Annotated in this window: 28 protein-coding genes; 9 read left to right on the top strand and 19 right to left on the bottom strand. The window is 45.7% G+C overall.

What is annotated here, in order from left to right:
* Positions 1–4 precede the first annotated feature (4 nt).
* Together J2Z69_RS17660 and J2Z69_RS17665 are read right to left on the bottom strand one after the other, a co-directional pair.
* Entirely contained in the window at positions 5–193 is a 189-nt protein-coding gene (locus J2Z69_RS17660) for a glutamate decarboxylase (RefSeq protein ID WP_209865769.1), read from the bottom strand.
* A 175-nt stretch (positions 194–368) separates the two neighbouring features.
* The gene (locus tag J2Z69_RS17665; protein WP_209865772.1) at positions 369–3,989 is read right to left on the bottom strand and encodes a DNA polymerase III subunit alpha; all 3,621 of its coding nucleotides are present in this window, start codon (positions 3,987–3,989) and stop codon (positions 369–371) included.
* A 175-nt stretch (positions 3,990–4,164) separates the two neighbouring features.
* Here J2Z69_RS17665 and J2Z69_RS17670 point away from each other — a divergent pair, with 175 nt between their 5' ends.
* From J2Z69_RS17670 to J2Z69_RS17680, 3 genes are all read left to right on the top strand, one after another.
* A complete protein-coding gene (locus tag J2Z69_RS17670; protein ID WP_209865774.1) occupies positions 4,165–4,491 on the top strand; it encodes a YtrH family sporulation protein in 327 nt (108 codons plus the stop codon).
* Positions 4,488–4,982, top strand: a complete 495-nt coding sequence (locus J2Z69_RS17675; protein ID WP_209865777.1) for a sporulation membrane protein YtrI — start codon at positions 4,488–4,490, stop codon at positions 4,980–4,982. The genes J2Z69_RS17670 and J2Z69_RS17675 overlap by 4 nt, the downstream gene beginning before the upstream one ends.
* A 63-nt stretch (positions 4,983–5,045) precedes the next feature.
* A complete protein-coding gene (locus J2Z69_RS17680) occupies positions 5,046–5,342 on the top strand; it encodes a YtpI family protein (protein ID WP_209865780.1) in 297 nt (98 codons plus the stop codon).
* Between the two features lie 29 nt (positions 5,343–5,371).
* Here J2Z69_RS17680 and J2Z69_RS17685 read toward each other — a convergent pair whose 3' ends face one another.
* From J2Z69_RS17685 to J2Z69_RS17700, 4 genes are all read right to left on the bottom strand, one after another.
* Positions 5,372–6,715 carry a DRTGG domain-containing protein gene (locus J2Z69_RS17685; RefSeq protein ID WP_209865783.1) on the bottom strand — a complete coding sequence of 448 codons (1,344 nt, stop codon included), beginning with the start codon at positions 6,713–6,715 and terminating at the stop codon, positions 5,372–5,374.
* A 259-nt stretch (positions 6,716–6,974) separates the two neighbouring features.
* Positions 6,975–7,877, bottom strand: a complete 903-nt coding sequence (locus J2Z69_RS17690; protein WP_209865786.1) for a manganese catalase family protein — start codon at positions 7,875–7,877, stop codon at positions 6,975–6,977.
* Positions 7,878–8,105: 228 nt separating this feature from the next.
* Positions 8,106–8,393, bottom strand: coding sequence for a hypothetical protein (locus J2Z69_RS17695; RefSeq protein ID WP_209865789.1), 288 nt, complete (start codon positions 8,391–8,393; stop codon positions 8,106–8,108).
* A gap of 97 nt (positions 8,394–8,490) precedes the next feature.
* Positions 8,491–8,835 carry a YlbF/YmcA family competence regulator gene (locus J2Z69_RS17700; RefSeq protein ID WP_209865793.1) on the bottom strand — a complete coding sequence of 115 codons (345 nt, stop codon included), beginning with the start codon at positions 8,833–8,835 and terminating at the stop codon, positions 8,491–8,493.
* A 179-nt stretch (positions 8,836–9,014) separates the two neighbouring features.
* On the opposite strand from J2Z69_RS17700, the gene J2Z69_RS17705 reads away from it, so the two are divergent.
* From J2Z69_RS17705 to J2Z69_RS17730, 6 genes are read left to right on the top strand one after another with little or no spacing between them, the layout of a single operon-like run.
* On the top strand, positions 9,015–10,379 hold the full coding sequence (locus tag J2Z69_RS17705; RefSeq protein WP_209865797.1) for a YheC/YheD family endospore coat-associated protein: 1,365 nt from the start codon (positions 9,015–9,017) through the stop codon (positions 10,377–10,379).
* A gap of 14 nt (positions 10,380–10,393) precedes the next feature.
* A complete protein-coding gene (locus J2Z69_RS17710) occupies positions 10,394–11,518 on the top strand; it encodes a YheC/YheD family endospore coat-associated protein (protein WP_342591619.1) in 1,125 nt (374 codons plus the stop codon).
* The gene (locus J2Z69_RS17715) at positions 11,515–12,891 is read left to right on the top strand and encodes a YheC/YheD family endospore coat-associated protein (protein WP_209865802.1); all 1,377 of its coding nucleotides are present in this window, start codon (positions 11,515–11,517) and stop codon (positions 12,889–12,891) included. Before J2Z69_RS17710 ends, J2Z69_RS17715 begins: the two co-directional genes overlap by 4 nt.
* Positions 12,888–14,000 carry a YheC/YheD family endospore coat-associated protein gene (locus J2Z69_RS17720; RefSeq protein WP_209865805.1) on the top strand — a complete coding sequence of 371 codons (1,113 nt, stop codon included), beginning with the start codon at positions 12,888–12,890 and terminating at the stop codon, positions 13,998–14,000. The genes J2Z69_RS17715 and J2Z69_RS17720 overlap by 4 nt, the downstream gene beginning before the upstream one ends.
* Positions 14,001–14,021: 21 nt before the next feature.
* Positions 14,022–14,516 (top strand): GNAT family protein, encoded by a 495-nt coding sequence (locus J2Z69_RS17725; RefSeq protein WP_209865808.1) that lies wholly within the window; start codon positions 14,022–14,024, stop codon positions 14,514–14,516.
* A 17-nt stretch (positions 14,517–14,533) separates the two neighbouring features.
* A complete protein-coding gene (locus J2Z69_RS17730) occupies positions 14,534–15,649 on the top strand; it encodes a YheC/YheD family endospore coat-associated protein (RefSeq protein WP_209865811.1) in 1,116 nt (371 codons plus the stop codon).
* 440 nt (positions 15,650–16,089) lie between these two features.
* Here J2Z69_RS17730 and J2Z69_RS17735 read toward each other — a convergent pair whose 3' ends face one another.
* The 13 genes from J2Z69_RS17735 to J2Z69_RS17795 all read right to left on the bottom strand — a co-directional run bounded on the left by J2Z69_RS17735 (position 16,090) and on the right by J2Z69_RS17795 (position 24,444).
* Positions 16,090–16,788, bottom strand: a complete 699-nt coding sequence (locus tag J2Z69_RS17735) for an HAD family hydrolase (RefSeq protein WP_209865814.1) — start codon at positions 16,786–16,788, stop codon at positions 16,090–16,092.
* A 134-nt stretch (positions 16,789–16,922) separates the two neighbouring features.
* On the bottom strand, positions 16,923–17,198 hold the full coding sequence (locus tag J2Z69_RS17740; protein WP_209865816.1) for a holin: 276 nt from the start codon (positions 17,196–17,198) through the stop codon (positions 16,923–16,925).
* Between the two features lie 8 nt (positions 17,199–17,206).
* Positions 17,207–17,884 carry a M15 family metallopeptidase gene (locus J2Z69_RS17745; RefSeq protein ID WP_209865819.1) on the bottom strand — a complete coding sequence of 226 codons (678 nt, stop codon included), beginning with the start codon at positions 17,882–17,884 and terminating at the stop codon, positions 17,207–17,209.
* A gap of 15 nt (positions 17,885–17,899) precedes the next feature.
* Positions 17,900–18,268, bottom strand: coding sequence for a hypothetical protein (locus J2Z69_RS17750; protein WP_209865822.1), 369 nt, complete (start codon positions 18,266–18,268; stop codon positions 17,900–17,902).
* A gap of 119 nt (positions 18,269–18,387) precedes the next feature.
* Positions 18,388–18,537, bottom strand: coding sequence for an XkdX family protein (locus J2Z69_RS17755; protein ID WP_209865825.1), 150 nt, complete (start codon positions 18,535–18,537; stop codon positions 18,388–18,390).
* Positions 18,538–18,918: a hypothetical protein gene (locus J2Z69_RS17760; RefSeq protein WP_209865828.1), complete on the bottom strand. Its 381-nt coding sequence runs from the start codon at positions 18,916–18,918 to the stop codon at positions 18,538–18,540.
* 15 nt (positions 18,919–18,933) lie between these two features.
* On the bottom strand, positions 18,934–20,790 hold the full coding sequence (locus J2Z69_RS17765) for a tail fiber protein (protein WP_209865830.1): 1,857 nt from the start codon (positions 20,788–20,790) through the stop codon (positions 18,934–18,936).
* A gap of 11 nt (positions 20,791–20,801) precedes the next feature.
* On the bottom strand, positions 20,802–21,443 hold the full coding sequence (locus J2Z69_RS17770) for a hypothetical protein (RefSeq protein WP_209865833.1): 642 nt from the start codon (positions 21,441–21,443) through the stop codon (positions 20,802–20,804).
* A complete protein-coding gene (locus J2Z69_RS17775; protein ID WP_209865836.1) occupies positions 21,436–22,614 on the bottom strand; it encodes a baseplate J/gp47 family protein in 1,179 nt (392 codons plus the stop codon). The genes J2Z69_RS17770 and J2Z69_RS17775 overlap by 8 nt, the downstream gene beginning before the upstream one ends.
* Positions 22,604–22,954: a DUF2634 domain-containing protein gene (locus J2Z69_RS17780; protein ID WP_209865839.1), complete on the bottom strand. Its 351-nt coding sequence runs from the start codon at positions 22,952–22,954 to the stop codon at positions 22,604–22,606. The genes J2Z69_RS17775 and J2Z69_RS17780 overlap by 11 nt, the downstream gene beginning before the upstream one ends.
* Positions 22,942–23,337 carry a Gp138 family membrane-puncturing spike protein gene (locus tag J2Z69_RS17785; protein WP_209865842.1) on the bottom strand — a complete coding sequence of 132 codons (396 nt, stop codon included), beginning with the start codon at positions 23,335–23,337 and terminating at the stop codon, positions 22,942–22,944. Before J2Z69_RS17785 ends, J2Z69_RS17780 begins: the two co-directional genes overlap by 13 nt.
* Entirely contained in the window at positions 23,334–24,125 is a 792-nt protein-coding gene (locus J2Z69_RS17790; RefSeq protein ID WP_209865845.1) for a phage protein, read from the bottom strand. Before J2Z69_RS17790 ends, J2Z69_RS17785 begins: the two co-directional genes overlap by 4 nt.
* Positions 24,115–24,444: a phage baseplate plug family protein gene (locus J2Z69_RS17795; protein WP_209865848.1), complete on the bottom strand. Its 330-nt coding sequence runs from the start codon at positions 24,442–24,444 to the stop codon at positions 24,115–24,117. The genes J2Z69_RS17790 and J2Z69_RS17795 overlap by 11 nt, the downstream gene beginning before the upstream one ends.
* Between the last annotated feature and the right edge of the window lie 63 nt (positions 24,445–24,507).

The raw sequence follows: 24,507 nt of genomic DNA on the forward strand, positions 1-24,507 counted from the left end.
TGCTTTAGGGATGCAAAATGGAATTAAATACTTCCTGCACTTCTTCTAATTCACCCGAGGGCACCAGAATTTCAAATTGTTGCTTGGACAAATTGACGGGACGCGCTTGAACGAGAAAGCCTTCTTCCGTAAGCCTTGTTTTGATCCTCTCCGCTATTCTGGCGGTAGGTGCGATGTACATTACCGTCCACATGTCCTCTTCTAAGCCCCCTAACCCTCAGTTTCCAGCCCATATAATAGAGTAATGATACCATAATGTCCATTTTACCCGCAACAGATGAGGCTAGACAAGGCTCCACTCGAAGCCAAATCTGCCTCTCTTTTGCTTGTACATCACCGATCTAAGAGGTATACAGGGTTATATGGATTTATTTGACCCGCACCGTCTCGGGTCCGAGCAGTTGTTCGATCTCTTGAATGAGCTCGGGCGAAGGCTTGATATGGTATCGTTCGCTGAGCGCGAGCAATTTCTGGGAGCTCTCGTAAAAGAGGACCGTGGCCAAAGGCCCGGGATGCTGCTCTAAGAGCTCCTTCAATTGTTCCAGCAGGGCCGCTTGCTCGGCCTCCGCTGTGATCTTGATGAAGACACGCTGCTTCGCCGCGGTCTTCGGCTCTACGCTGCGAGCCTGTGGCTGCGCAGCGCCCTGCGTTGCCGCTGCAGGCATAGCCTGCTGCAGCGGCTTTTGGCGCGGCGGCGAAGCAGCCGTGCCTACCGCACCCGCGGGCTGCCGCGGAGCGGCCGCCGGGGTGCGGCTCGCGCGACGCCGCGCCAGCTGCGCGAGCGAGGCTTCACTAAGCTGGGCGACTTCGTCGGCCAACAGCTTGAAGCCCTCATCTTGCTGCTGCACCGTAGCTCGCAGCGCAAGTAAGGCGCCTTTCTCAATGTGAGGACGGCTGCGATTCCACACCTCGGGGAAGAGGACTACCTCGGCTCGCTCAATCTGATCTTCAAGTTCAAGGAACGCCATCGCCTTGCCCTGCTTCGTGGTAATGGTCTTGATGGAGACTACCATGCCCGCCACAATCGTCTTATGTTCATCGGGAGCTTCATTTAGACTCATGAGACGATCGATTCCTTCCCCATCTAACAGAGAATCGTAGTCATCCAAGGGATGACCCGATAAATACAGTCCCAACAAATCACGCTCATAATCTAACTGCTGTAGACTGCTTAGCCTTGGAATCTCGGGATACTCAATATCCCAATTTGGAGTCTCCACGAAATCAAACAGTTGAATCTGGAGATCATCCCGTTCTTTGCGCCACTTCAGCGCTGCCTCAACCGTCTCGTCCAGCATCATTAACAATTGAGCACGGTGCCCCGGAAGGTGATCAAAAGCCCCTCCCTGAATGAGGGATTCAATGACCCTCTTATTGCAGACCCTAAGATCTACCCGCCTGCAAAAATCTAACAAACTATCAAAAGGTCGTTCTGCCCGTACTTCTAAAATGGTCTCCATCGCCTGCGTACCTACATTTTTGATTGCCGCAAGTCCAAAACGAATGATTCCTGCTTGTCCTTCTTCTTTCGGGGGCTGAGGTGTAAAATACACCCGACTTTCATTCACATCGGGAGGAAGAACCGGAATCTTCATCCGGCGGCATTCCACGATATATTCCGCTACTTTACGGTGATTACCCATGACAGCAGTGAGCATGGAAGCCATGAAATGAACAGGATAATGAGCCTTAAGATACGCTGTCTGAAAAGCTAATACCCCATAAGCCGCCGCATGCGCGCGGGGAAAGCCGTAATCTGCAAAACGTACGATCATGTCATACACTGAATTGGCGTCTTGGTCTGTGTAGCCCTGAGCAAGACTACCCCCAACAAAATGGGTGCGTTGTTCATCCAGTACCTCACGCTTTTTCTTTGATACAGCTCTACGTAACAGATCCGCTTCACCCAAAGAGAATCCTGCCATCGACGAAGCAATCTTCATAATCTGCTCTTGATATACGATGATCCCATACGTATCTGCAAGAATCGGCTCTAAATCTGGATGTGGGTAATCAACAGCGGTAAGTCCATGCTTCCCACTGATATACTTTGGAATGAATTCCATCGGGCCTGGGCGATAAAGGGCTAAGACTGAGATGATATCTTCAAACACAGAAGGCTTCAAATCTTTGAGAACTCGGCGCATACCCGCAGATTCTAACTGAAAGACGCCCGTCGTCTCCCCTTTTCCAAGCAGAGCATAAGTCTGTGCATCAAAATCGGGTATGTCATGAAAATCAAGCTTGCGCGAAGTCTGCTCTTCAATCCAATTTAGACAACGCTCGATGATCGATAACGTGCGCAGACCGAGAAAATCCATTTTCAGAAGGCCTATCGATTCCAAATTCTCCATAGAATACTGCGTAAGTGCGGTGGTCTCGCTACCTTCTTGTAATGGAACGGCATCCGTTAGTGGGTCTCTGGAGATAACCACCCCTGCCGCATGGGTAGAAGCATGACGAGGCATCCCTTCAACTTGCAGCGCCATATCTAGAAGCTTATGAATTCTAGGTTGATCCGTGTATAACTTCTTAAGATCCGGGCTTGCTTCGAGTGCTCTTGAGATCGTCATTCCTAGATTACCTGGAATCAGCTTGGCGGCCTTGTCCACTTCCCCAAACGGTACATTTAACGCGCGACCTACATCCCGTACGGCGGCACGAGCCGCCATGGTGCCAAACGTAATAATCTGCGCAACATGATCGGAGCCGTATTTGTCCACCACATAGGCGATTACTTCATCTCTTCGCTCATCACTAAAGTCGATATCAATATCCGGCATAGAAATCCGCTCTGGATTTAAGAATCGCTCGAATAATAGATTGTATTTCATCGGGTCAACATCGGTGATCTGAAGAACATACGCTACTAAACTTCCTGCCGACGATCCCCGGCCCGGCCCTACGGCAATACCCTTTTCATGAGCATACGCGATAAAATCCCAGACGATGAGGAAATAATCCGAGAATCCCATACGCCCGATAACATCCAGCTCATAATGTAGACGCTGCTCTAGTTCTTCACGTGTCTCCGGGTTAATCCATCGTTCCGTGTTCTCATATCTAGCAACCAAACCTTTATTACACAGGTCAGCAAGGTAGCTCTCTGCACTCAGATCTGCCGGAATAGGACGATATTCGGGCAAAATATGCTTACCAAACTCCAGTTCCAGCTCAACTTTATCAGCGATGACCTGTGTGTTCTGAATGGCCTGCGGTATATGGGGGAACAACGCTTTCATCTGTTGACCGCTTTTCATAAATAGCTGATCGGTTGGTATTCTAAATCTACCTTCATCTTCTGTGGTCTTGCCTGTACCAATACAAATGAGTACGTCCTGCACCTCTGCAGATGCTTGCTGCAAATAATGGACATCATTTGTAGCTACAAGCGGGACATCTAACTCTTCTGCAAGCTGAATGAGAAGCGGATTCACCCGTTTTTGCTCAGGCAATCCATGGTCTTGAAGTTCGATATAATAATCATCTCCAAATACCTTTTGAAACCTCAGCACCGCCTTCTTGGCTTCATCAGTATGCCCGTGCAGCAACTGCTGAGGAACTTCGCCACCTAGACAAGCACTAAGAGCAATGATCCCCTCACTATGCTGTTCAAGCACTTCCCAATCAATCCTGGGCTTGTAGTGAAATCCCTCCAAATGCCCAATCGAACATAATTTCATGAGATTCCGATAACCGGCAACATTCTTGGCCAGCAATATCAGGTGATAGATTGGCTGATCCTTTCGAGTTCCCCGTTCCTTGCGAGATCCCGCGGTAAAATACATTTCACAACCAATAATCGGTTTGATCCCTTGCGCCTTACAATATTTATAAAAGGGCACCGCCCCATACATCACTCCATGATCGGTAAGAGCCAAGGCTTTCATCCCGAATCCCGCCGCTGTCTTCACTAGATCTTCTAGCCGCGCTGCACCATCTAACAGACTGTATTCACTGTGTACATGTAGATGTACAAAATCGTCCATATCCTGCTTCCTTTCTTGTTCAAGAAATCTTCACTGCATTCATCTATATGAAAGGTCTAATCTTATTTTCTCTATAATAAATATTTTATCATAGACCACTGGGATAAGCCCATAGAATGCAATAGACAGGCATATGTGCCAAAGGTTGCTAATTCATGGAAGGGGGCTTGCCACAATGACAGCATTTATAAGTAAGGCATTAATGGATTTCTTTGTCGCTCTGGGCATTGTCATTGGAGGATCGATGCTGGGGGGAATCGGTGCGGTCATCTCTTTGCAACCTCCAACCCAGACGATGCTAGATATATCGGACCGTATCAAAATCTGGGCCTTGGCCGCCGCTATAGGGGGTACCATTGACCCGATGAGAGTGATCGAGAGTAACTTTTTTGATGGGAATCTATCTCCAGTTATCAAACAGGTGTTATTCTTACTCTCCGCCTTTATGGGCGCGCATATGGGTTCGGAACTGGTGAAATGGGTCTGTGGAGGAAAAGGATGAATAGGGACAGCGCATGGCGCATAAGTCTGCGCAGAGGCATACGGGTAGCCGCCTTATTCCTTCTGGGGATGATCATCGGAGCGGTGGTCTATAACACAGTATTTCACTATAGCTTCAACCAATTGTGGGTTCAGAATAAAGACCTTGAAATTCAGCTTCATCAAGCTGAAGATGAAATGAAAACGATGAAAAAATTCACGACACGTCAAAGTATTATAAGATCCATCAAAATCAGAGTGGAGGATCGTGACCCTCCACTGGATAGCCTTGCCGTAAAGCAAGTCGTTCAGAAATTACAAGAAGAGCTAGAAGTGATGCGCGGCCGAAGCATATTCGAGATTGATACAGATGCCAAGATGGCCCGAACTTTCTTGAACCGAAAAGTATACACCGTACGTGACAAGGAATACGCCGTCCAAATTAAAACCATGCTTGTAAGCGAGGGCTCGCTCCAGATCTGGATTGAGGTCAAACCCTATGTCCGAAGCTAAATTTTCATGATACAATGAGCCGAAGACCGTTCTGATCTTATGTAAAAGGGGCTGCCATGATTCATGATTCAATCGATCGAATATGTTCTGTATGCCGCACTAATCATTGCCTGTGTGTGTTCTCTGTTCTTCAGCTTCAAATCTAGACGTTCCTTGGACGCTCATACGCGCGGCGTCAGCGGAGCCCGTATGAATGTAAGCATGGGCGCCATGCTGATCTCCCTTGCCCTTATCCAAATGTTCATTTTCAGTGGGTCCACCCTGCGCGTAGTCATCGGTGCTTTATTCCTCGTTTTGGGTGCTTTTAACATTTTCGCAGGACTTCGTAATTTGACCCTGTATTCACGTCAGCGCCCATAGATTTTCCGAGAAAACACCTCAGAATATGCTTAAGCATGATCAATGGATTGCAAAGTCATAATGGCTTTAGCCACCAACTGATCCTGATGGGTCATGGACATTTCGAGTTTGCAGGTTCTTCGGCTGAGCTCTAGAATCGTAGGCAGAATGACCACTGCATTCTCGATTTGCACCGGACGTAAGAAATACGTCGTGATATGATCCACAATATAGTCATGTCCACTCACATCTCTTGCGGTCGTAAGACCTGACTGCGTCAATAAGGTTGTCAGCACGCCCTGAGAAATCGTGCCCATATTGGTAGACATCTGGGGCGTGATAAATCCATGGAAAAATAGCTTTCCATCCTCACCTCGATCTTCTGCAAAACCATTCCACATTAAATGATCAAAGGTCTCTCCAAGCTGGGGTTGATTCTGCGCATCCCGCATAGCTTGCAAGACTTCCTTCCTTGTTACTGCAGCAATTAATTTTCGATTTCGATCTACAATCGGTAGAAATTCAATCCCTTCCCACATCATGATCTGAGCTGCTGAAGCTAGTGAAGTCTGTAGCCCTGCTGTAATGGGATTACGATTAACCAACTTTTCAATAATAGTGTCTTGCGGAGCTTCTGCGATTTCAATATCACGGCGACTAATAATGCCAATAACACGGTTCCATTCATCTATAACAGGGAATCTCTGATATCCCGTATCTCTAGACATGTCTTCAAAATCTGCTACATTACTGTTTACTTTAAGGGTACTCACTTTAGGTCTTGGAACCACAATATCTTCAACTAACAGCATCTTTTTCTTAATCAGTCGATCAAAAATCGCACGGTTGATCATAGATGCAACTGTAAAGGTGTCATGACGTGATGAAATAATAGGTAAGGACAATTTGTCAGCCAAATGTTTGACTTCTCGGCTCGTACCAAAACCGCCCGTAATTAGAACCCCTGCACCTTGCTCCAAGGCGAGAACGTGGGCATCCTCTCGGTTCCCTACAATTAGCAGACTTCCCGCATCAATATAACGGGCCATCGCATCAATTTTCATAGCGCCGATTACATATTTATGTAAAGTCTTTTGCAGCCCTTGTTCAGCACCACCGAGCACATGCCCTTCCACGATGTCCACGACGTCCCCAAATGACAGCTGATCCGTAATATTACGAGGTTTCTTCTCCACTCGAACGGTTCCGATTCGCTCCTTGGTAATGACGATGCCTAAGTTCTCTGCTTCTTTTACAGCCCGGTAAGCCGTGCCCTCACTAACACCTAATTCCTTCGCTAGTTTGCGCACCGAAATTTTAGTGCCAATTTTGAGTCCTTCGATATGTTGAAGTAGTTGTTCATGCTTAGTTATGGATTCTTCATGCCCTTCCAACTGTTACACCTCCTGTCCGTATCTGTATCACTCTGTATTCATTATACTGCCTAATATATCAAAAAAATACTTGAACTGCACATGACTCGATACATGTCTCCAATTACAGATTTAGAAATTGAGATTTTTTTGAAAAATAATTTCTTCATTCTGATTTTTCTATCTTACTACCGATGAAAAGTTCCAATAGAACATAAAAAGACCCTTGATGACTCAAGGGCCTTTGTGCTTCTGCTATGTCTAATATGAAAATGGGAATCTAATCGTTTATATTGCCGGCCATTTTAAGGCGTTTGGCAATTTCTTTGAAATCTTCTGCGGAAATCCCTGGAGCAAATTCTTCATCAAGTGCAGGAGCTTCTGGAATCGGGAATCCTTTAGGAGCACCTTGTATTACTTCAAGTGGAAGCCCATCTTCAGGATGTGTTCCTTTCCAAATCTGATCGATGGCGTTAAAATCACTATCGCTCCATGTATATAATTTGGTGTGTACACCTTTTTCTTCATATTTGCGGGCCTCATTAAAGGCTTTGTTGCTAAGCGATGGAACCGGTACCAATTTGGTAACATTCACTCCCGTTGCGATTTCCAATGCTTTCGCATATGCCACGACGTGCACTCCTCCACGCACTAATAGGAAGCCAACTACGGCTCTAGCTGCTGGATGATCTGTCATTTCATAGACTTTCATTTTGTGAGTTCTGGCCCCGCACTCTAAGAAGAAATTATGTAACAGATCCTCTACGAGATTCCCACTGTTGAAGACGTTAGCGCCTGTCCAAGGATTTCCCATGGAATCAAACGGCATCGCTCCTTGGGCACCTGCAAGAAAATGATAAGACAAGCGGGCGTCCTTAGCCGAACCTAATGGTGTATCATCGGGTTCTTTATAAGCCGTTGAACCTCTTAGGCATTTATTAATTCCATGTGAGACAAGTTCCACATGGCCTAGTTCTTCAGCCGTGATACTCATGACTAAGTCATAGAAAGGCTTAAGCTTGGACTTGGAACGAAAATTAAAGGATTGATATAGATAATTGTTCAACGTTGACATTTCTCCGAATTTACCGCCTAACAATTCCTGAATAGCTGCTGCTGCATTAGGGTCCGGTTTCTCTACATCGGGGATTTCAATTGCAATCTCATCCATACGTTTGAACATGCGCTATTATAGCCTCCTCGAATTTCAACTCTCGTTCTATTTTAAACCTTTCTATTAATTGTTAAACATTTCTATTTTTAAAATTTTTTACAATTCCTAAGAATGCATATTTCTATTTACTTTCACATCACAAAAAAGCACCACAGAGTCTATCACTCCGGGTGCTCTTCTTCTATTCTTATGCCTTCGATTCCTACTATGACCCTATCGAAGCAGAGCTTCACTTTGTCACTCCACACCTTGATGGCGGTGAGTATCTTGACTCCATTTCTTCTGCCATTCTTGAAGTTTCGCTTTGCGCACTTGATCCAGCGCCCTCTGCTTGTCCGCATCTACCCCAAGCAAGAAGTGGAGATGGGCACCAATCACTAGAAAAGCAAAGGCTGCCCATACCCATCCAAATATGGATACCCATCCTGCTTCAGGTCGAATAGAGATCAGGGGGAGCGCATACATCAGCATGCCTAGTGCAGCTATTAGGTATAATACATGTTTTCCTTTGCTAGTTCGTTTCATATCAGCAGCTCCTTTGTACTCTCAGAATCTATATATCTATTCTATGAGTAGAGTTCTGAAATATGAGACAAGTTCAAAGAAAATTTCTTCTCAACTTCTAAACGTTTGCTCCGTATAGATGCTCCAAGCTATCCGAAATAATTTTATTCACATCTTGAATGATCAGGCTGAGTCTGCGCTCCGCCTCAAACAACGTATGAATGCTTGGATTCATGCTGAGGACTTCGAACAATTTCTCCATTTGTTCCATCTCTTCTGGATTTGGCATATCTCCAGACATTAATCGCTGCTGAATATCGTTCTGACGTGTGCGGAAATCTTCCAACATTCTTTTGCTTTCAGCATCCCCATCGATAAGCTTGACCGCTTCCGTAATCTCTTGAACCTCGGGACTTTCCTTCAGTGCTCTAGCTAGCTCGTGCGCTTTGTCATGAATTGTCATTGTAATATTCCTCCTCAAATTAGAAATCTGGGTCAATCACCAAGGGATAAATGTCCTCATATAGTGAATTACATGTATTCCGCAGATGACCCGCTTGCAGTCCGAATGAATGCGAATCCTATCGTTCATCTGTTCTGTATACATTCCATCTCAGTTGCGGTTGGAAGGAGATCCACTCTATGTCCTCCAAAAAAGTATCGGTACAGATTATGAACCCTGGTCTGCTTGAAGAAGACTGTCTGGTTCTAGGGGAAGCCCTAGTGAAACGATGGAGAATCCCTACGAACTATCCCTTACAACTGACCTTTGGGTCTTTCAAACAAAAGGTAAGAGTCCTATCCCTCTCCAAATATACCGGTCTTCGCCTCAGTCAAGGGTTAGCCCGAAAGATGGGCATTGTCTCGAAACCGACACTTCATTTGTCCTATCAGTCTGGATCTGGCCTAAGACTTGGCCCACTGATTGGAGTCCTAATCAGCCGGGACGATCCAGACTTGCCTGACAAACCGTTTGGATCCATCACGATGTTCTGCAGAGAAATGGTTCATGCTGGCCAGAAGCAGGGTGCTTATGTGTATTTCTTCACACCAAGCCATATTGGCAGCAGTTCTTCCAAAGTCAACGGCTGGATTTATGGAGAAGGCTGGCATCAGGCAGAGATGCCTGCCGCCGATGTATTTTATAACCGGCTTACTTCGCGCAAACTGGAGAACAAACCTAGCGTACAGCATTTTATGAAAGAAGTAAAATCACGCTATGGCAGCCACTTTTTCAATGAAAAGTTCCTCGATAAGACGGAAGTGTTCGATGCCCTCAAGGCGGACCCCTCCCTGCTAAAATACTTACCCGAGTCTCATCTCTTTCGTAACTTTGCCATGCTAAAAGGGATGTGCAGCCGATATCCGGTCGTGTTCCTCAAACCTACACGAGGCAGCTTGGGAAAAGGAATTATCCGTATCTCCCGCAATCCTGAGGGCAGTTATCAGACGCTAGCCACGCAAGTTGGAGGAACACGCAGGCAAAATTACGAGAATCTCACCAAACTCTTCGCTTCCCTGTCTGGGAAGATGAAGACAACTCGCTATCAAATTCAGCAGGGATTGAATCTAATTGATCTAAGTGGTCGACCTGTTGATTTCCGCGCCTTGGTACAAAAGAACGGAACAGGTGCTTGGGAGATTACTTCTATTGTAGCTCGAACGGCGGGAACCCATCATTTTGTGTCCAATTTAGCTCGCGGCGGCACGCTTAGTACCGTAAAAGAGGCGATGGCTAAAACCCATTTTCCCGCTGATATCAAAGCTAAAGCTGCGGTTCGTCTTAAAAAAGCAGCACTCGATCTGGCAGATGGCATTGATCAACATATCCACGCCCATTTTGGTGAACTAGGCATTGATTTGGCTATGGATACCAGCGGTAGAATCTGGCTGATCGAAGTCAATTCCAAGCCATCTAAAAATGATAATACCCCACTAGCTATGGGGAAAATCCGACCTTCTGTAAGGCGTATGCTCGATTATGCCTCTTACTTATCCAGCTCATGAAGGAGGGAGACAGTGTGAGACAGCAGGCAGACCTTCCTTTAATGGGTGTGATGGTAAGTGAAAAGCAAAGCTCGCCTCCCTTTAGTGAGTCCTTATTTTGCAAACGACTTAGCATTGCGGGGAAGAGGCATGGTGTGCAGGTGGTCGTTTTCAGTCCAGAACATGTTACCGGGCTTCTGAATCAGTTAGACGGTTATACGTATGCACGAGGCCAATGGGTTCACGGCTCCAGCCGGCTGCCAGACATTATCTATGATCGCATGAATTATAAAAACGCTAAGCATGTGCATCGAACACGGGAGTATTTAGCCGCTATGCATGGCCGTACCCCTCTTCACTATCTTGCTCGGGGCCTATCTGGAAAATGGACGGTATATCAGTGCTTAAATCGCCTATCCATGCTGTCTCCCCACTTGCCTGAGACTGTGAAGTTCAAGCATACATCCCAGCTGCAATCTAGGCTTCGTCGTCATCCCCAAGGGGTGTTCCTCAAACCCCATAGTGGGACACACGGCAAACGAACACTTCGCGTATTGCGAGACGGATCTGAATCCATCCGAGTAGATGGAAGAGACCCTAATAATGTTCCGTTTCAGCGTAGATTTGCTGACTTGTCCTCGGCAGAAGAATTCCTAGATACCTTCATCGGAGACCGATCTTACATCTTGCAGCCTTATCTTGAACTTTCCAACACAGACCAACAGCCGTTTGATATCCGTGTGCTCATGCAAAAGAACGATCAAGGCCGTTGGACCTTAACCGGAATGGCCGCGAGGATCGGTGAATCTGGCTCCATTACCTCAAATTTGCACGGGGGCGGTACAGCAACGGGCGCGAGTGAATATCTTGCTAAAGAATTCGGATCTCATACAGCCAGCACACTTATAGCTAAGCTTACTGAACTCTCTGCTCACATTCCCGAACAGCTCGAAAGTCACTTTGGTAGACTGGCTGAACTCGGCATCGACTTTGGGATTGACCGGGATGCGCAACTATGGATTATCGAAGTCAACTCTAAGCCAGGACGTTCCGCTTTTTTTCAAATCGGAGACCTTAAGTGCGCTCAACAATCGGTAGACAATCCGGTGGTATACGCCCGCTATTTATGGCTTCGACAATTTAGGAGGGTAACTACATGAGCATGACCTTTTGCAACGTACATTTCACGAAGCAACCTCAAAAGATCGTCTATGTCTCTGGCTCACTGATGAAAAGTCTCAAGCTTTCGGGCAAAAAATCAGTGAAAATCAGACTAGGGGGCGAACAGATCCCAGCGACTGTGAAATCCATTAGCAAACCTGGGAACCATCTGTACTTGGCTTCGGGAATTCGAAAGGGGATCAAAATCCCAAAATCAGGCGGGGTGTACCTCCGTAATCTGGATGAGGGGGAAGTTCAACTTGGTCCACTAATAGGCGTTCTGTCGGATGGACACAGCTCTTCCCTATTGCAGCCCTTTGGGGCCCGTACAGGATTCATTCGTCAGTTGCTAAGAGAGGGTAAAAATAAATCCTATATCTTCGCCTTTACCCCTAAAGATATCAATTGGACCGAAGAGACGGTGAATGGATATTTCCTTAGCGATCATGACCGATTCACCCGAAAGAAGGTTCCTTTGCCTGATGTAGTCTATAATCGTCTGCCGAGTAGACGAAATGATTTCTCTTCTTCTATTAATCAACTGAGAGAGCGTTTTATCCGTAAAAAAATTCCGTTTTTCAATTGGAGTTTCTTCAATAAATCCGATATTTATCGCTTGCTTGAGAATGATAGCGCTGCTTCACAGTACATTCCTGAATCTCATATGAATCCAGATCCCGATAAGATTAAAGATATGCTAGAGCGTCATTCTTTTGTCTATTACAAGCCTACCGCAGGTAGTCTGGGTAATGGCATCTACCGCTTATCGTATGTTCCTAAAAAGGGATACTATGCCAGATATCGCAAAAGTTCAGGCAATGTGCTTCAGCGTTTCTCAACCTTTAACAGTCTAATGAAGACCTTACAAGCTCGCCACGGACGTGGACTCCAAAGCTATGTAGTGCAGCAAGGCATTCGATTGATTGAGATCGATGGATGCCCGCTGGATTTCCGGTTCCACATGCATAAGAATGGGAAAAATCAGTGGGTTGTCGTCGGTGTAGGAGCCAAAAAGGCTGGCCGGGGAAGCGTGACCACTCATCTAAAAAATGGAGGTTCATTACTTACCCCTCAACAAGCGCTAAGCCGAACCTTTGGTACTCGCGGAGAAGAGGTTCTGCGTAATGCCAAGCAGACAGCGGTCGTCATTGCCGAAGCTATCGAACGACGAGACCAGCATCTGATCGGGGAGCTTGGATTCGATTTTGGAATCGATCAAGATGAACGCATATGGATGTTCGAAGCGAATGCAAAGCCGGGCCGCTCCATCTTCAAGCATCCTTCTCTTCGCTCCGAAGGGAAAGCCTCTGTCGAACACATTCTGGAACACTGTCTCTATTTAAGCAAGTTCCGGAGGAGGGAAGAACCATGAGCGGCTGGACGCCCGAAGAACACAAACCTGTGATTGCGATATTGACCACCCATGATAAATTGAAATCGTTCAAGGGCAACCGCAGAAATTTCCGTGATATCGTCAAAACGGGAAGAGAGATGGACATTCCCGTCTATATTCTGACTGCAAGAGATCTTAACCTGAACAGCAATCGCGTCCTGGGCTATACCTTTGTTCCGGAGAAAAAGCTATGGCAGGAGCAATGGTTCCCTTTGCCTGACGTAATCTACAATCGTATTCCGCTGCGTCAACATGAGGAAAAATCTGCGGTACAGCAGAAGATTAAAGCCTGCCTTAAGCATCCTAAGATTCATCTGTATAACCCTTATTTTTTCAATAAATGGGAGCTGTTCGCGTGGTTAAAGAAATCCCGTTCAACGAAATCCTTCGTTCCCGCTACACGCAAACTCACAGGATTTAGTGCGCTACGTACGATGATTCAAAGTTATACGAGTCTTTACCTGAAGCCAGAGAGTGGCAAGGCCGGTAAGGGAATCATGAAGTTAAAGTACGTACAAGATCAACGTAATCCGTTCCAACTAACCATTCAGTCTCCTACCAAAATCACGGTCATTAAAGCGCCCAATCTCTCTATACTGTGGAAACGAATTAAGGTGGAAATGAAAGATACCCTCTATATCGTGCAAGAAGGAATTGAGCTCGTAGCGCATGAAGGCAGACCTTTCGATCTGCGCGCTTTGGTTCAGAAGACCGGAAAAGGTCAGTGGGTGGTGACTGGAATTGGGGCACGACTCGCAGGCCCCCGCCGCATCACTACGCATGTTCCCCAAGGCGGCAGCGTAGAGGATCCTGAGAAACTACTCGCTCCCGTGTTCGGGGCGGAAGAGACACCGAGTCTAATGACCCGTGTGAAATCGGGAGCACTGCTCTTAGCCAAACAAATTGAAAGTGCCTCGGGTCATGATCTTGGAGAAATGTCGATGGATTTAGGCGTGGACCTAGAGGGCAAGATTTGGTTCTTTGAAGCCAATGCCAAGCCGATGAAATTCGATGAACCGCATATTCGCAGAAAATCGCTGGAACGTATTTTTCAATATAGTCAGTATTTAGTGAAGCAACCCAAATAAAAAGATACGAGGATAATTCGTATGGAGATAACACAATTCATTCCTGATTCGGATGCCTCTTGGAGTAGAACACACAGTACAATCATGCAGTTCATTCGTAGATATGGGGGCAACCGCATTACAAATTATGCTTATCAAGAAGTCCAACGGATGACCCCTGAACTCCTTGCTAATGTGGGTAACGCATGGACCCTCGCTACCCTGAAGACAGAAGATGGACGACGCCTAGCTGGAATCGCCCTGACTTCAGATCTGGGCCACAGATCAAGTCTTGTCGTCGTCCACCCGCTCTACCGGGGAAGGCGGATTGGCACGAAGCTACTGGAGGCTCAGCTTCTAACCTTAGGCAGTATCCGATGCAGGGTGGCCTTAGATAACATCTCCAGTCTTAAAATGTGTTTTCAAGCCGGGCTTACTGCACGCAAATTACTCCTTGGACCTACAGGTAAACCCACGCTGGTGCTTGAATATACTCAACCTTTGCCCGCGCAGAGTCAACCAGCACACTTTGTTTGAAGAAGGTGAACCTCACTTTGCCACAACCCGTCCTAGGCATTCTAACCTTGTATATGAATGCCAACAAACAGTTAGAAGAACGCCCCATTTATCAGCGTATGATTACAGAAGGAATGCGTATGGGACTCGACGTCTTTGTCTTCACCCCAGCGGATGTGCATAGCACCAAACCATTAATCCATGCCATGATGTACGATCCCAAGACGAAGAAATGGTCCCGCAAATGGCGGCCATTCCCCGCGCTGATCTTCGATCGGTGCCGAATTCAGCGAAGCGTTCGCTTCGAGCAATTGAAGAAGTTCCGCTCTCGCTACGGGCACCTTCATTTCCTGAACCGGCCGCTTCGGGACAAATGGACGATCCATCAAATCCTTTCCAAGAAATCCCGCTTTCGCTCCCATCTGCCCGATACTGTAATGTTCACCGGCCTAAGTGATGTGACGCAGTTACTTAAGAACAATGCGACCGTCTACATGAAGCCCATTAATGGAACAGGAGGCCGGGGAATTCTACGGATTGAAAAAGCAGGGACGCAGCTCTATAAAATACAGGGACGCAATCAGAAGCGCAACATTATTGCTCCCCAGAAAGTCCACCCATCTCGCCTAGGCCCCTATCTGATGAACTGGAGATCGTCTACACGCTATATTGTCCAACAAGGCATTCAGATCGAACTTCCCAATGGCCGTGTCCACGACTACCGAATGCTCGTACAGAAGAATGGATCTGGCGTATGGAGTGTCACGGGTTGTGCTGGAAGAATTGGTGCTCAGCGCAGCGTAACGTCCAACTTACACGGGGGCGGTCATGCGGTACAAATGAATACTCAATTGAAGTATTGGTTCCAGGCCGAAGAGAAGCGCCATGCCATCCGAAAAGAAGCAGAGAAGCTTAGCCTAGATATTGCCGAGTATCTTGAAGACACCTATGGTGCATTATGTGAGTTGGCACTGGATTTGGCCATCGATAAGAGCGGACACATCTATGTGCTGGAAGTTAATCCTAAGCCGGCAAGAGAAGTCTTCAAGCGAAGCGGCGATGCGGAGGCTTACCGTAATGCCATCATTCGGCCCCTAGAGTATGCCATGTGGCTGCACAAAAAGAAAAACAGCAACCAGACCGTCGCCGAATAGCGAGCGGTTTGGTTGCTGTTTTGGTTTTGTGTTGGTATTGGTGTTGGTGTCGGTGTCGGTGTCGGTGTCGGTGTTTGTATTTGTATTTTATGTTGGGCTTCTGGGTGTTTTGGTACATCGATTTTTCATTTCTTGAATAAGGTTTTTCGTGTCTAACTTCGCTATTCTACAGCTGTTCTCTGGGTCTATGTTCTTTTTTCTTTGTTCTTTTGACCTGAGTTTTAGTTTCTGTGTTTCGCGGTCTGTAATTTATCTAATTTACTTTGTTGAGCGTTTTGTATTTTGCTTTCTAAGTTAAGTGCTTCGTGTTTTTGTGTTTCTTATTTTTGTATCGTATAGTTTTTTTATTTTCTATTTATTTTGGTGTCTGAATTTCTATGCTCTGATCCAATAGGTTTGACCATGCAGAAGTGATAAGATCTGGTTCAGACTCTATGCCCTCACTGTTCTTCCGCTTTAAGATACAAAGAAGTTAACTCCTTAAAGGACTGGATGATTTGGTGCGAACCCTTTAGCTCATGTTCACCGCAAAATCCTGCATAGGCACAGCCAATGACAGTCAGACCATTTTGAAGACCCGCTTCCACATCCGAAGAACGATCGCCTACCATCCATGCACTGGAGATGCCATGCTTCTCAAGCAGGATATGGACTAAGTCTACCTTAGACGCCGTCTGATATTGACCTGCACTATATAGCTCTTCAAATAAAGGAGTGATGTGATGTGCATCGGCAATTCCTTTTACATAACCTTCTAGGCCGTTACTTGCTACGAACAATCTTACGCCTGAGGACTTTAGCTCCTCCAGCATAGCTTTCGTGCCTGGATACAGCTGTGTATCGAATTGATGTAATCCTGTGAGTTCATTCTCAAGCAGCAGTTCATCTGCCCGTTCATGTACTTTTTTATCCTCACCCGGCAATACACGTTCCCATAGATCATCCAGCACCATGCCAAGGCTAGACAGCATCCGTTCGACTGGTGGTGTCTCTCCCGTGTATACCCCTTCTTCACGAAGCTGTGTAAATAGCCGATCATAAGCAGGAATCAGTAAGGTCTCTGTCTTGAAAAGAGTGCCATCCATATCAAAGATCATCGCTTCGGGCTTCTTCAATAATTTCGTATTCACGCTGTTCATTATTCATTCCCTTCCTATTCCAACGGTCTTATATTCCATGATAAGGGAGTTAGGGAAGGGTTGCAATGACCATCTAACAGATGATATCAAGCTGTAGAAGAATTTTATATCACGCATATCGTTTCATTTCACACTTACTTTGTTCGCCTCAAAGAAGGTTTGAACGCGAGTTCAAACAAACCGGTGGCGCTTAAGCCAGCTAGTGCACCCGACCACAGCCGCAAGGTAAGTGCTAAATCCGTGAACGGAGATGCGGCTGCGCCAACTATGAGTCCGATGATCACCCCCGTTAAGGGAAGAAATTTCTTTTTCACGCTCAGAGTCTGCTTCACTAGCTGTACCCCTGCCAACACAAAAATGGCCAACACCGAAGCGAAGGCCAAGACGGATGTTAAATTTGTATTTTGCATGAATTCATCTATCCCTTGCTTTCATTATTTTGTGGAGCTTGACCTGAAGCTGTACGCAGTGCATCCGCTAACCTACCGATTTCTGCTCGTTCTTCATTCGTCTTTGCTAGGCTGTAAGCGGGTCGCAGAAATTTACTGATAATAAGATTGGCATCCTCTTTGGTCATGGTCTCTTCGCCCTTTCTAAGAAGTTCAAGAATCTGGTCCAAATTGGCTGGTAACGGCGACTTACCTGCTCGGAGCTGAGCTGTGCTGAGTCCAAATGTCATCTCTAAATGGGGATAATCTTTGAAGCTTTTCCAATCTCCACCCCAATGAAATCCTAGTGCTTTGGCTTCCTTAACGACTTCAACCCAGTCTGATTGCCCATCACTATCTCCATCCCTTGTTAACATCCACGAGACAGTCTTGCCGTCTTGCAAGAGCAGTGCAAAGTCAATGGCCATACCAAAATTGTGATTACTATATCCGCCTTTAGCTTGAGTTACGATTGGCCCGGGAGTCGTTCTGCCCTGTGCATACAACTTATTTTGCTCTTCAATAGAGCGTAATCCTTGGGTAATCACAATCGGCACACCACGACGATAACAGCGATCCATCAGCTTATAAGCCGCCAAGGCTACAATAGGGTGGAGGCCGATAAGCCGTGGTGCTGATTTACTCCGTACTTGATCTAAGGTGAGCATAATCTAATCTCCCTCCTATCTCCCTGATAATCCAATGTATGCTAGAATGGCAGCAGACAACACGGCGGCTATTGAAGAAATTAACGGACCATAAAAGGACCGACGGACCCATTTCCGGTTCTCATCCTGCGTATTTAGCTTCTCCATGGCTGTGGCTGCGTTTCTTAATGCTTCCTCTGCGGCTTCCTGAGCCCTGCTAACCGCAGGCTCCAGCAATTCTAATTTTTGATTCGCTTGATGTGCAGAGAGCAGCGCTTCTCTGGACACATCCTTCACCTCAGCCACGGTCTGGACCAGCGCCGCAAGAGGTTTCAGCGTCTCTTCAATTCTTGCTAATGAAATCTGTAGCGTAACCAGTGCATTTACATCCTGCATATCCCCCATCCTTTCTGATTGTTGCAGTATAATTCCTCCTTTTAAAGCACATTTCAACGAAAAAGAACAGCCCCCGAAGGTACGGGGGCATAAAAAATACACTGCCTAATTAGGAAAGCGCGCGAATCTCACTTAAAATCTTCTGAGGTAATTTCCTTATATTGCTCCGCTGTAATCTTCCCAGTCGAAACGAATTTACCAACATATAATGAGCTAGTCTCATCTGTCGTATATATCCCCATATCAAAATATCTTTTCACAGTCTTAAACCAATTCATTTAGACCATCTCCTCAATTAATTTCTGTTTGTCTGCATCTAATTCTGCATACTGCATAATCAACTGGGCTATATCTACGCTTTGAGTTTTTATTAATTCTTCAAGATTGATTACCTTAATCTCATAGTTAATTCGATCTCTTTCTAAGTTATTAATATAGGTTTGGTTTTTAGCATTAAATGTCTCTTCGGAGATTATTTCAACTCCTTCGGGGAAAACTCTGTTAGGTAGCGGGTCATCATAAGCCACATAACATATACTTTCTTCATCCTCATTTAAAATAAAAGAACCTGCAAATTTATTCATGTCTAGGCCCATATAATGATATGTTACGTAATCCCCGACTTCACTCTTAAAGTTCAACAGTTTTAGATATTTCATACAAATGCCTCCTTCTTAAATAATGGTGTATTTTAAACTCTTATTCAGAATCCCTTGATCAATTAGATATCGCCTTCCCATATCTGTAGAAACGCAGCGGTAGATTAAGTCAAAATTATCTGTTAAATAGGTATGCTTTACCGGAAAAGAAGTAAGTGCTTTATTTATGGAATAGGCCTCTGGAGTAGAGTAAGCCGTTGCGCCAACTGTAAATATTAATTCATTTTCAAATGTTGCTCCAAATTTAAAGTAAGAGGCTGATTTTCCACTTGTAGAAAAAAAGGTACTTAAATCATATGTGGCAACAAGAGCAATTGAAGAATTGAAAGTATTAATTTTATATTTTTTTATACTATTTCGTTCTCTTGCGGTCAAACTATCTCCGTTGTATCCAAGAACGATATAAAGCTCGTTAGCTTCATAATCATAAAAACTTGTTTGTGGAGTGCTTGAATTTGAAGCTCCATCTTCTCTCATACTCATGTATGACACTAAAATCCCAGAATTATTTAGAATATTGATATAACTACTAGAGAAATTTATATATACAACCAAGTTATTTTCAATCGGCCAAAACAGTCTATAGCCAGCATTGTTTCTGGTAGTAGACCAGATTAGCGTTGTTGAACCAACCTTTTTTTTGTACATACCATCTCTTCCGTAACAATACAAGGAACCATCCTGAGCAACACCTAGAATCCCAAAGTTCCCCCCTGCTGAATTCTGTTCTCCTGACTGCGCAAACATAAGTGAACCATATACCATAGTATTATTTGGACCAGAGTTGTATCCATATCTAATATCGCCATCGTAAGAATTACTGGTGATATAATAAAATCCAGCCGTAAAAGGGACTGGATATACTGGTCCTCTCCAATGATAATCTGAATCGTTCAATCCACTCAAACCGAAAGACCCAAGATATTTCCCGTTTAAATCGTACTTTCGATATAATGAGTCACCATATCCTCCTTCAGTAGTGTAGTAATATATTGAGTTAAATGAGGGATTAGTTTGCGATTTGCCACCTGTAGGTAAAATAACTGGCGGAATAACTCGATTAACATCAATGTTGGAGCCTACCCCGAAAAGCTGCTTGATTTTGTCGGGAAGAGAGCTCCATGCATCATTAATTGATGCAGATATCCCTCTCGAAATCAGCGCATCTATGAACGCTTGTTTATCTAGCTTTCCAATCTGTTCTCCGTAATCATTTGTAAATGTGTATCCACTCTCTACTTGGTCGGCCTGTACAGTTCCACCACCCCCTTCACCCTGTAAGATAAAAGCCGTGCCATCGTAGCGTAGCGTATAGACTCCGTTAGCCTTTAAGTTTGTCGCATCTGTACCGTTAGCTTTTTTGATTCCCTTAGCGCCTTTACCACTCCAGTTAAGCGTTGCGGCTCCCGTGCTATCCACGTTTAATTTAACGGTTACCGCCATGCCCGTAACCAAAGACGCAATAGGTAGCGTTATAGCGTAGGTATTTGCTGTACCAGTAGCAACCGCATATGGGACTTGCAACGTGTAATCCGCCAAATGCGCCGCTACGGAATCCGCCACCGTCTTAACCGCTTTAGGCGTTGCTGCCTTTGTCTCATCTATACTATTCGTTAAGCTACTCAGCGCTGTTTTACCTTTAACGCTGAGCGACGCATCTGGAATACTAACTCCATTAATCTGCTCCGTGACCCAATCTTTTTCAGCAGATTTGGTCTGAAGTTCTTTTATCGATTTATAAGTCCTATTTTGAAGCCAGTTCCACCATGCGGCAGGAGGCTTATCCTCCGCCTGCCAGCCGCTGCTTTTCTTCGTATCCGGCGGTTCAACGCCTGTTGCTTCCCATGTCGGCAATTTCTCATTAAATGACATGCTATCCCTCCTTATAATGGTAGACCATAGTCATAGCCCGGCACATAGACTTCGCCTAAGCTTCCACCCTTGTTCATCGCTATATCTGATAATCCTGTTACACCAGCTTCTAACCCAGAATCTTGCGACGATAATTGGAACGTTCCTGCCAGCTCTACCATAGCCACCCGCACGCCTGCGGCTACGGTGCGCTGAATGATCTGCCCGAACTGCATCGGAGACATACCCACCTCATTCAGACGTTTGATAGGCACACGAATTAACGATATAGCGGCAGGTTCAGGTGCTGCACTATCGCTGTATTTTTCGTCGATACGTATGTCCTGCATGTCGCAATTCAGTGCCAAAGCCAACACTTGAATAATGGTATTGATATCTGTCTTGGATAAATTACGAGCAATCTTTGACTGAATCAACACTCGGTATATTTCATCCGTTGCAGCACCCCGAGGCTGGGCTACATTTTGCCCGATGTTATCTAGGGTAACCCCTTGGGCCGTGTGAATACTTCTCCATTGACGAACCGTATCCAAACCTACCTCCACTTGTTCCAATTGCTCGTGTACGATTCGAATCAGACGTCCAAGGTTACTGTTAGGCTCCTTCGTGAACACATCTGCCAGACGACTCAGCATATCTTTCGCACTATACATGGCTGTTCACCTCGATGCGGGAACTCTTGGTCTGGGCGACTTGGAATGGTTGGATAGCCACATTCATATTTTTTAAGCTATCGATTCCCTTGCCTACAGTGAGCGTAACATCTTCTACGCCTTCCACAGCGTAAACCGCGCTAATTAGACGGGTATACACTACTGAAGCTCCCATAATCAGGCCATTATAATAGCTGCCTGCCGCATCTTCCCCACCCACGTAGCGAATGATGGCATTCTTAATTTGTTCATCTCCGTCTGCGGGGTAGCGTTCATTTGTGGTAACGTCGATACGGACCTGTATCCCGATTTCTTCCGCATGACTAAATTTAATTATATGGTCATAACCTGCAACGTCTTTAACTGTATTCATAATCTTCCCATACGTCTCAATCCCACCAGACTTGGTTTTAAAAATCGTTTCTGCGATCTCCTGCTCATCTCCACCCAGCACATACACCTCAAAGGATTTGGGAGGTCGCCCCGCTACGTCGACCTGCATCGTATTATTCTCGATCACAGCTGCCGCTCGAACATGGTCTAAGCGAAGCAAGGCGCCGCGAATGGCATCAACGGAAGCAGCACCGCCACCAGCTACAGATAGTTGATAACGCGAACGGAATTCAGGATCTGTTTCCTTTTCTCGTCCCCCGGTTATGGCATGACTGTTGGTCACGCTAGTTACATCAGGATTAGGATTTGCAATGACGGTCACCATTCCCGCAGCAGCATTCGAACTTTGCCCCGGCTCAATGGCCTTGACCTTCACGGTCACCGTGCTACTTGCTCCAATTACGAAGTCCGCTACAGTCTCAAAATATAGACCCGCCGAGGTTCCTACGCGAAACCCTGCAGCTTCGGTATGACCCACCTTACCCGTAATCGTAACTTCACCCGTTGCAGATTGCTCTACTATGCGGCTAATCCCTACATAAGGACCCAATCGATCGAGATTTGCCCCTGTCGCCGTAGAGATATATCCGCTGTTATATACGTCTTCGGCCGTATTCCATGCCTTGGATAAGAACCATGCGAAGATTCGCAAAAGAATGCCCAATGGAGATCGCTCCGTAGTATTGATCTTCTCCCCATAACTTTCCTTAGCCTTATCCTCCATATCTAGCAATACATCTTCATAACGTTTACGCTTAAAGCCCGTCTTATCTAGCATTGATCTTCACCTCCTCCGCTGCGATGATTTCATTGTTATATCCTGTAGCCTGAAAGCTAACCCGTAACGTGCGCGACTTCTCATCTGCACTAAATTGGATATCGTCTACCGATTGAATTCTCGATTCCTGTAACAGTCCACGAGTAAGTTCAGATCTCATCTCGGCTTCGTGTACTTGCTTTCCCATGAACTTATCGAAGGCAATCCCCAGCGTAGGATTAAGGAACCACTCCCCGGTATTTGTACTTAGTATCAATCGACAACTCTGCGTTAGTTCTTCTATCCCTTCAATAAGTTCGAATTGGATATCGCCATGGTCATCGAGTCTTAAAGATTCCATCCGAACACCCCCACGATAACCGCATCATTTACACTATGGGACCGATTCGTATCTGGCGATGCTACGTTGCCTGACTTTACATTTTGCAGTTCCCGATCTGCACACACCGCGAACACCACATCTCCTGGATAAAGAACCGGCGTATACACCTGCGGATCTCCCCCATGAACATGGTAGCGCTGAGATAACACCGGAACGCTGTGAAGCATGGCGGGATCAGTCTTGGATGTTCGAGTCAAAGGCTGAATATCTGCTGTAGCGCTATCCGTATCAAAGGCAATGACTTTGCAAGGAAGTCCGACTCGAAGCGCTGTAATCCGATCATCCAGATAACGTGCCAAAAGGTTATAAAGTGTAGATGCCGGATCTACTTTGGGTGTCATAGAATTGCCTCCACTTCTGTCGTGAAATCGCCTGTACGGCTGATATGATGGGAGCCCGAGCGAACATAGAGTCTTCCTGTGAATAGTTGGCTGCTCAAATCTATGACGGAGGCGGTTGTAATTCGGTACTGCAACTGAGATTTTAGGTTATATCCCTTACTTCCCTCATCTTCAAATCGTTCAGGGGAGCCTATCATGCCCTTACTTTTATCCAGCTTGAATACGGAGTCCTTCCCCTTCTTCAAATTCCGTACATACAGCTTACCTTTGTTAATGTACACCTCGGTATCACAGTCTTTCGCAACCTTGGCAATGATCTCCGTGACCTTACCTGTTGCGGTGTACCCTTCCTTATACTGATAATTTTTTACTAGATCAAACTGTGCAATAGGCAGACCGATATACCCTGCCATCTGCTTGATGATAGAGCCTCCAAATGTATTTTTGGCGAACGCCATATCTTTGACTTCCCGCTTGTCTAGATTTTCGCTATCTAGCACTTTAATGGTAGTGATCTTGTCCACTCCGCTCCAGCTCGTCTGCACTTTGGAAATATTCCCTTGCAGCACGAGCCCTGTATCTCCTTGATATCCTGCATTCATCGTAAGAACTTGCCCGGTCTTGAGCTTGTTCACAGTGACATCTGAGAGATTCCAGATCTTGATCTCGGATTCATTAGGAAGAGGATCATGATCAAAAGGAATGGTGGCTTCCATATTAAAATCTTGCATCGTGAACTTCAGATTTCCCGTCATCACTTCACAGATCCGTCCAAAATTAATGTTCATCTTGTCCCCCCTCTACTGGACTCAAATATAAAAAAACACGCTCAGATAGCGTGTCCCAAGTCACTGTATCGGTACGACTCGACTCATCATAAGGGATAATCGGGATGCTCGGAAACCGACCGTCTGTCACCTCGCTAAACAGCGGCTTTCCATACACAAGTTTTTCTCCCTGCGTAAGTAACTCTCCGTTCTTCTCCAGATCCACCGTAAAGAAATCATAATCTGGATTATATCCCACCTCAAATGTGAACATTTCATCGCCTAGACTCATATCAAAGCGATAGGGGATTAATTCTTTTTCAATCTCGATGTATTCCATCTTCCTCCTCCTCATGGGTCCACCAGCTATGTTTTCAACTATGCTGCACGCTACCTATACATG

It is taken from the genome of Paenibacillus shirakamiensis (assembly GCF_017874255.1).
Taxonomy (GTDB): Bacteria; Bacillota; Bacilli; order Paenibacillales; family Paenibacillaceae; genus Fontibacillus; species Fontibacillus shirakamiensis.

Excerpts from the sequence above, each read along its gene's own strand:
- J2Z69_RS17660 (WP_209865769.1), bottom strand. The coding sequence starts at position 193 with ATGTGGACGGTAATGTACATCGCACCTACCGCCAGAATAGCGGAGAGG.
- J2Z69_RS17665 (WP_209865772.1), bottom strand. The coding sequence starts at position 3,989 with ATGGACGATTTTGTACATCTACATGTACACAGTGAATACAGTCTGTTA.
- J2Z69_RS17670 (WP_209865774.1), top strand. The coding sequence starts at position 4,165 with ATGACAGCATTTATAAGTAAGGCATTAATGGATTTCTTTGTCGCTCTG.
- J2Z69_RS17675 (WP_209865777.1), top strand. The coding sequence starts at position 4,488 with ATGAATAGGGACAGCGCATGGCGCATAAGTCTGCGCAGAGGCATACGG.
- J2Z69_RS17680 (WP_209865780.1), top strand. The coding sequence starts at position 5,046 with ATGATTCAATCGATCGAATATGTTCTGTATGCCGCACTAATCATTGCC.
- J2Z69_RS17690 (WP_209865786.1), bottom strand. The coding sequence starts at position 7,877 with ATGTTCAAACGTATGGATGAGATTGCAATTGAAATCCCCGATGTAGAG.
- J2Z69_RS17695 (WP_209865789.1), bottom strand. The coding sequence starts at position 8,393 with ATGAAACGAACTAGCAAAGGAAAACATGTATTATACCTAATAGCTGCA.
- J2Z69_RS17700 (WP_209865793.1), bottom strand. The coding sequence starts at position 8,835 with ATGACAATTCATGACAAAGCGCACGAGCTAGCTAGAGCACTGAAGGAA.
- J2Z69_RS17705 (WP_209865797.1), top strand. The coding sequence starts at position 9,015 with ATGTCCTCCAAAAAAGTATCGGTACAGATTATGAACCCTGGTCTGCTT.
- J2Z69_RS17715 (WP_209865802.1), top strand. The coding sequence starts at position 11,515 with ATGAGCATGACCTTTTGCAACGTACATTTCACGAAGCAACCTCAAAAG.
- J2Z69_RS17720 (WP_209865805.1), top strand. The coding sequence starts at position 12,888 with ATGAGCGGCTGGACGCCCGAAGAACACAAACCTGTGATTGCGATATTG.
- J2Z69_RS17725 (WP_209865808.1), top strand. The coding sequence starts at position 14,022 with ATGGAGATAACACAATTCATTCCTGATTCGGATGCCTCTTGGAGTAGA.
- J2Z69_RS17735 (WP_209865814.1), bottom strand. The coding sequence starts at position 16,788 with ATGAACAGCGTGAATACGAAATTATTGAAGAAGCCCGAAGCGATGATC.
- J2Z69_RS17740 (WP_209865816.1), bottom strand. The coding sequence starts at position 17,198 with ATGCAAAATACAAATTTAACATCCGTCTTGGCCTTCGCTTCGGTGTTG.
- J2Z69_RS17745 (WP_209865819.1), bottom strand. The coding sequence starts at position 17,884 with ATGCTCACCTTAGATCAAGTACGGAGTAAATCAGCACCACGGCTTATC.
- J2Z69_RS17750 (WP_209865822.1), bottom strand. The coding sequence starts at position 18,268 with ATGGGGGATATGCAGGATGTAAATGCACTGGTTACGCTACAGATTTCA.
- J2Z69_RS17755 (WP_209865825.1), bottom strand. The coding sequence starts at position 18,537 with ATGAATTGGTTTAAGACTGTGAAAAGATATTTTGATATGGGGATATAT.
- J2Z69_RS17760 (WP_209865828.1), bottom strand. The coding sequence starts at position 18,918 with ATGAAATATCTAAAACTGTTGAACTTTAAGAGTGAAGTCGGGGATTAC.
- J2Z69_RS17765 (WP_209865830.1), bottom strand. The coding sequence starts at position 20,790 with ATGTCATTTAATGAGAAATTGCCGACATGGGAAGCAACAGGCGTTGAA.
- J2Z69_RS17770 (WP_209865833.1), bottom strand. The coding sequence starts at position 21,443 with ATGTATAGTGCGAAAGATATGCTGAGTCGTCTGGCAGATGTGTTCACG.
- J2Z69_RS17775 (WP_209865836.1), bottom strand. The coding sequence starts at position 22,614 with ATGCTAGATAAGACGGGCTTTAAGCGTAAACGTTATGAAGATGTATTG.
- J2Z69_RS17780 (WP_209865839.1), bottom strand. The coding sequence starts at position 22,954 with ATGGAATCTTTAAGACTCGATGACCATGGCGATATCCAATTCGAACTT.
- J2Z69_RS17785 (WP_209865842.1), bottom strand. The coding sequence starts at position 23,337 with ATGACACCCAAAGTAGATCCGGCATCTACACTTTATAACCTTTTGGCA.
- J2Z69_RS17790 (WP_209865845.1), bottom strand. The coding sequence starts at position 24,125 with ATGAACATTAATTTTGGACGGATCTGTGAAGTGATGACGGGAAATCTG.
- J2Z69_RS17795 (WP_209865848.1), bottom strand. The coding sequence starts at position 24,444 with ATGGAATACATCGAGATTGAAAAAGAATTAATCCCCTATCGCTTTGAT.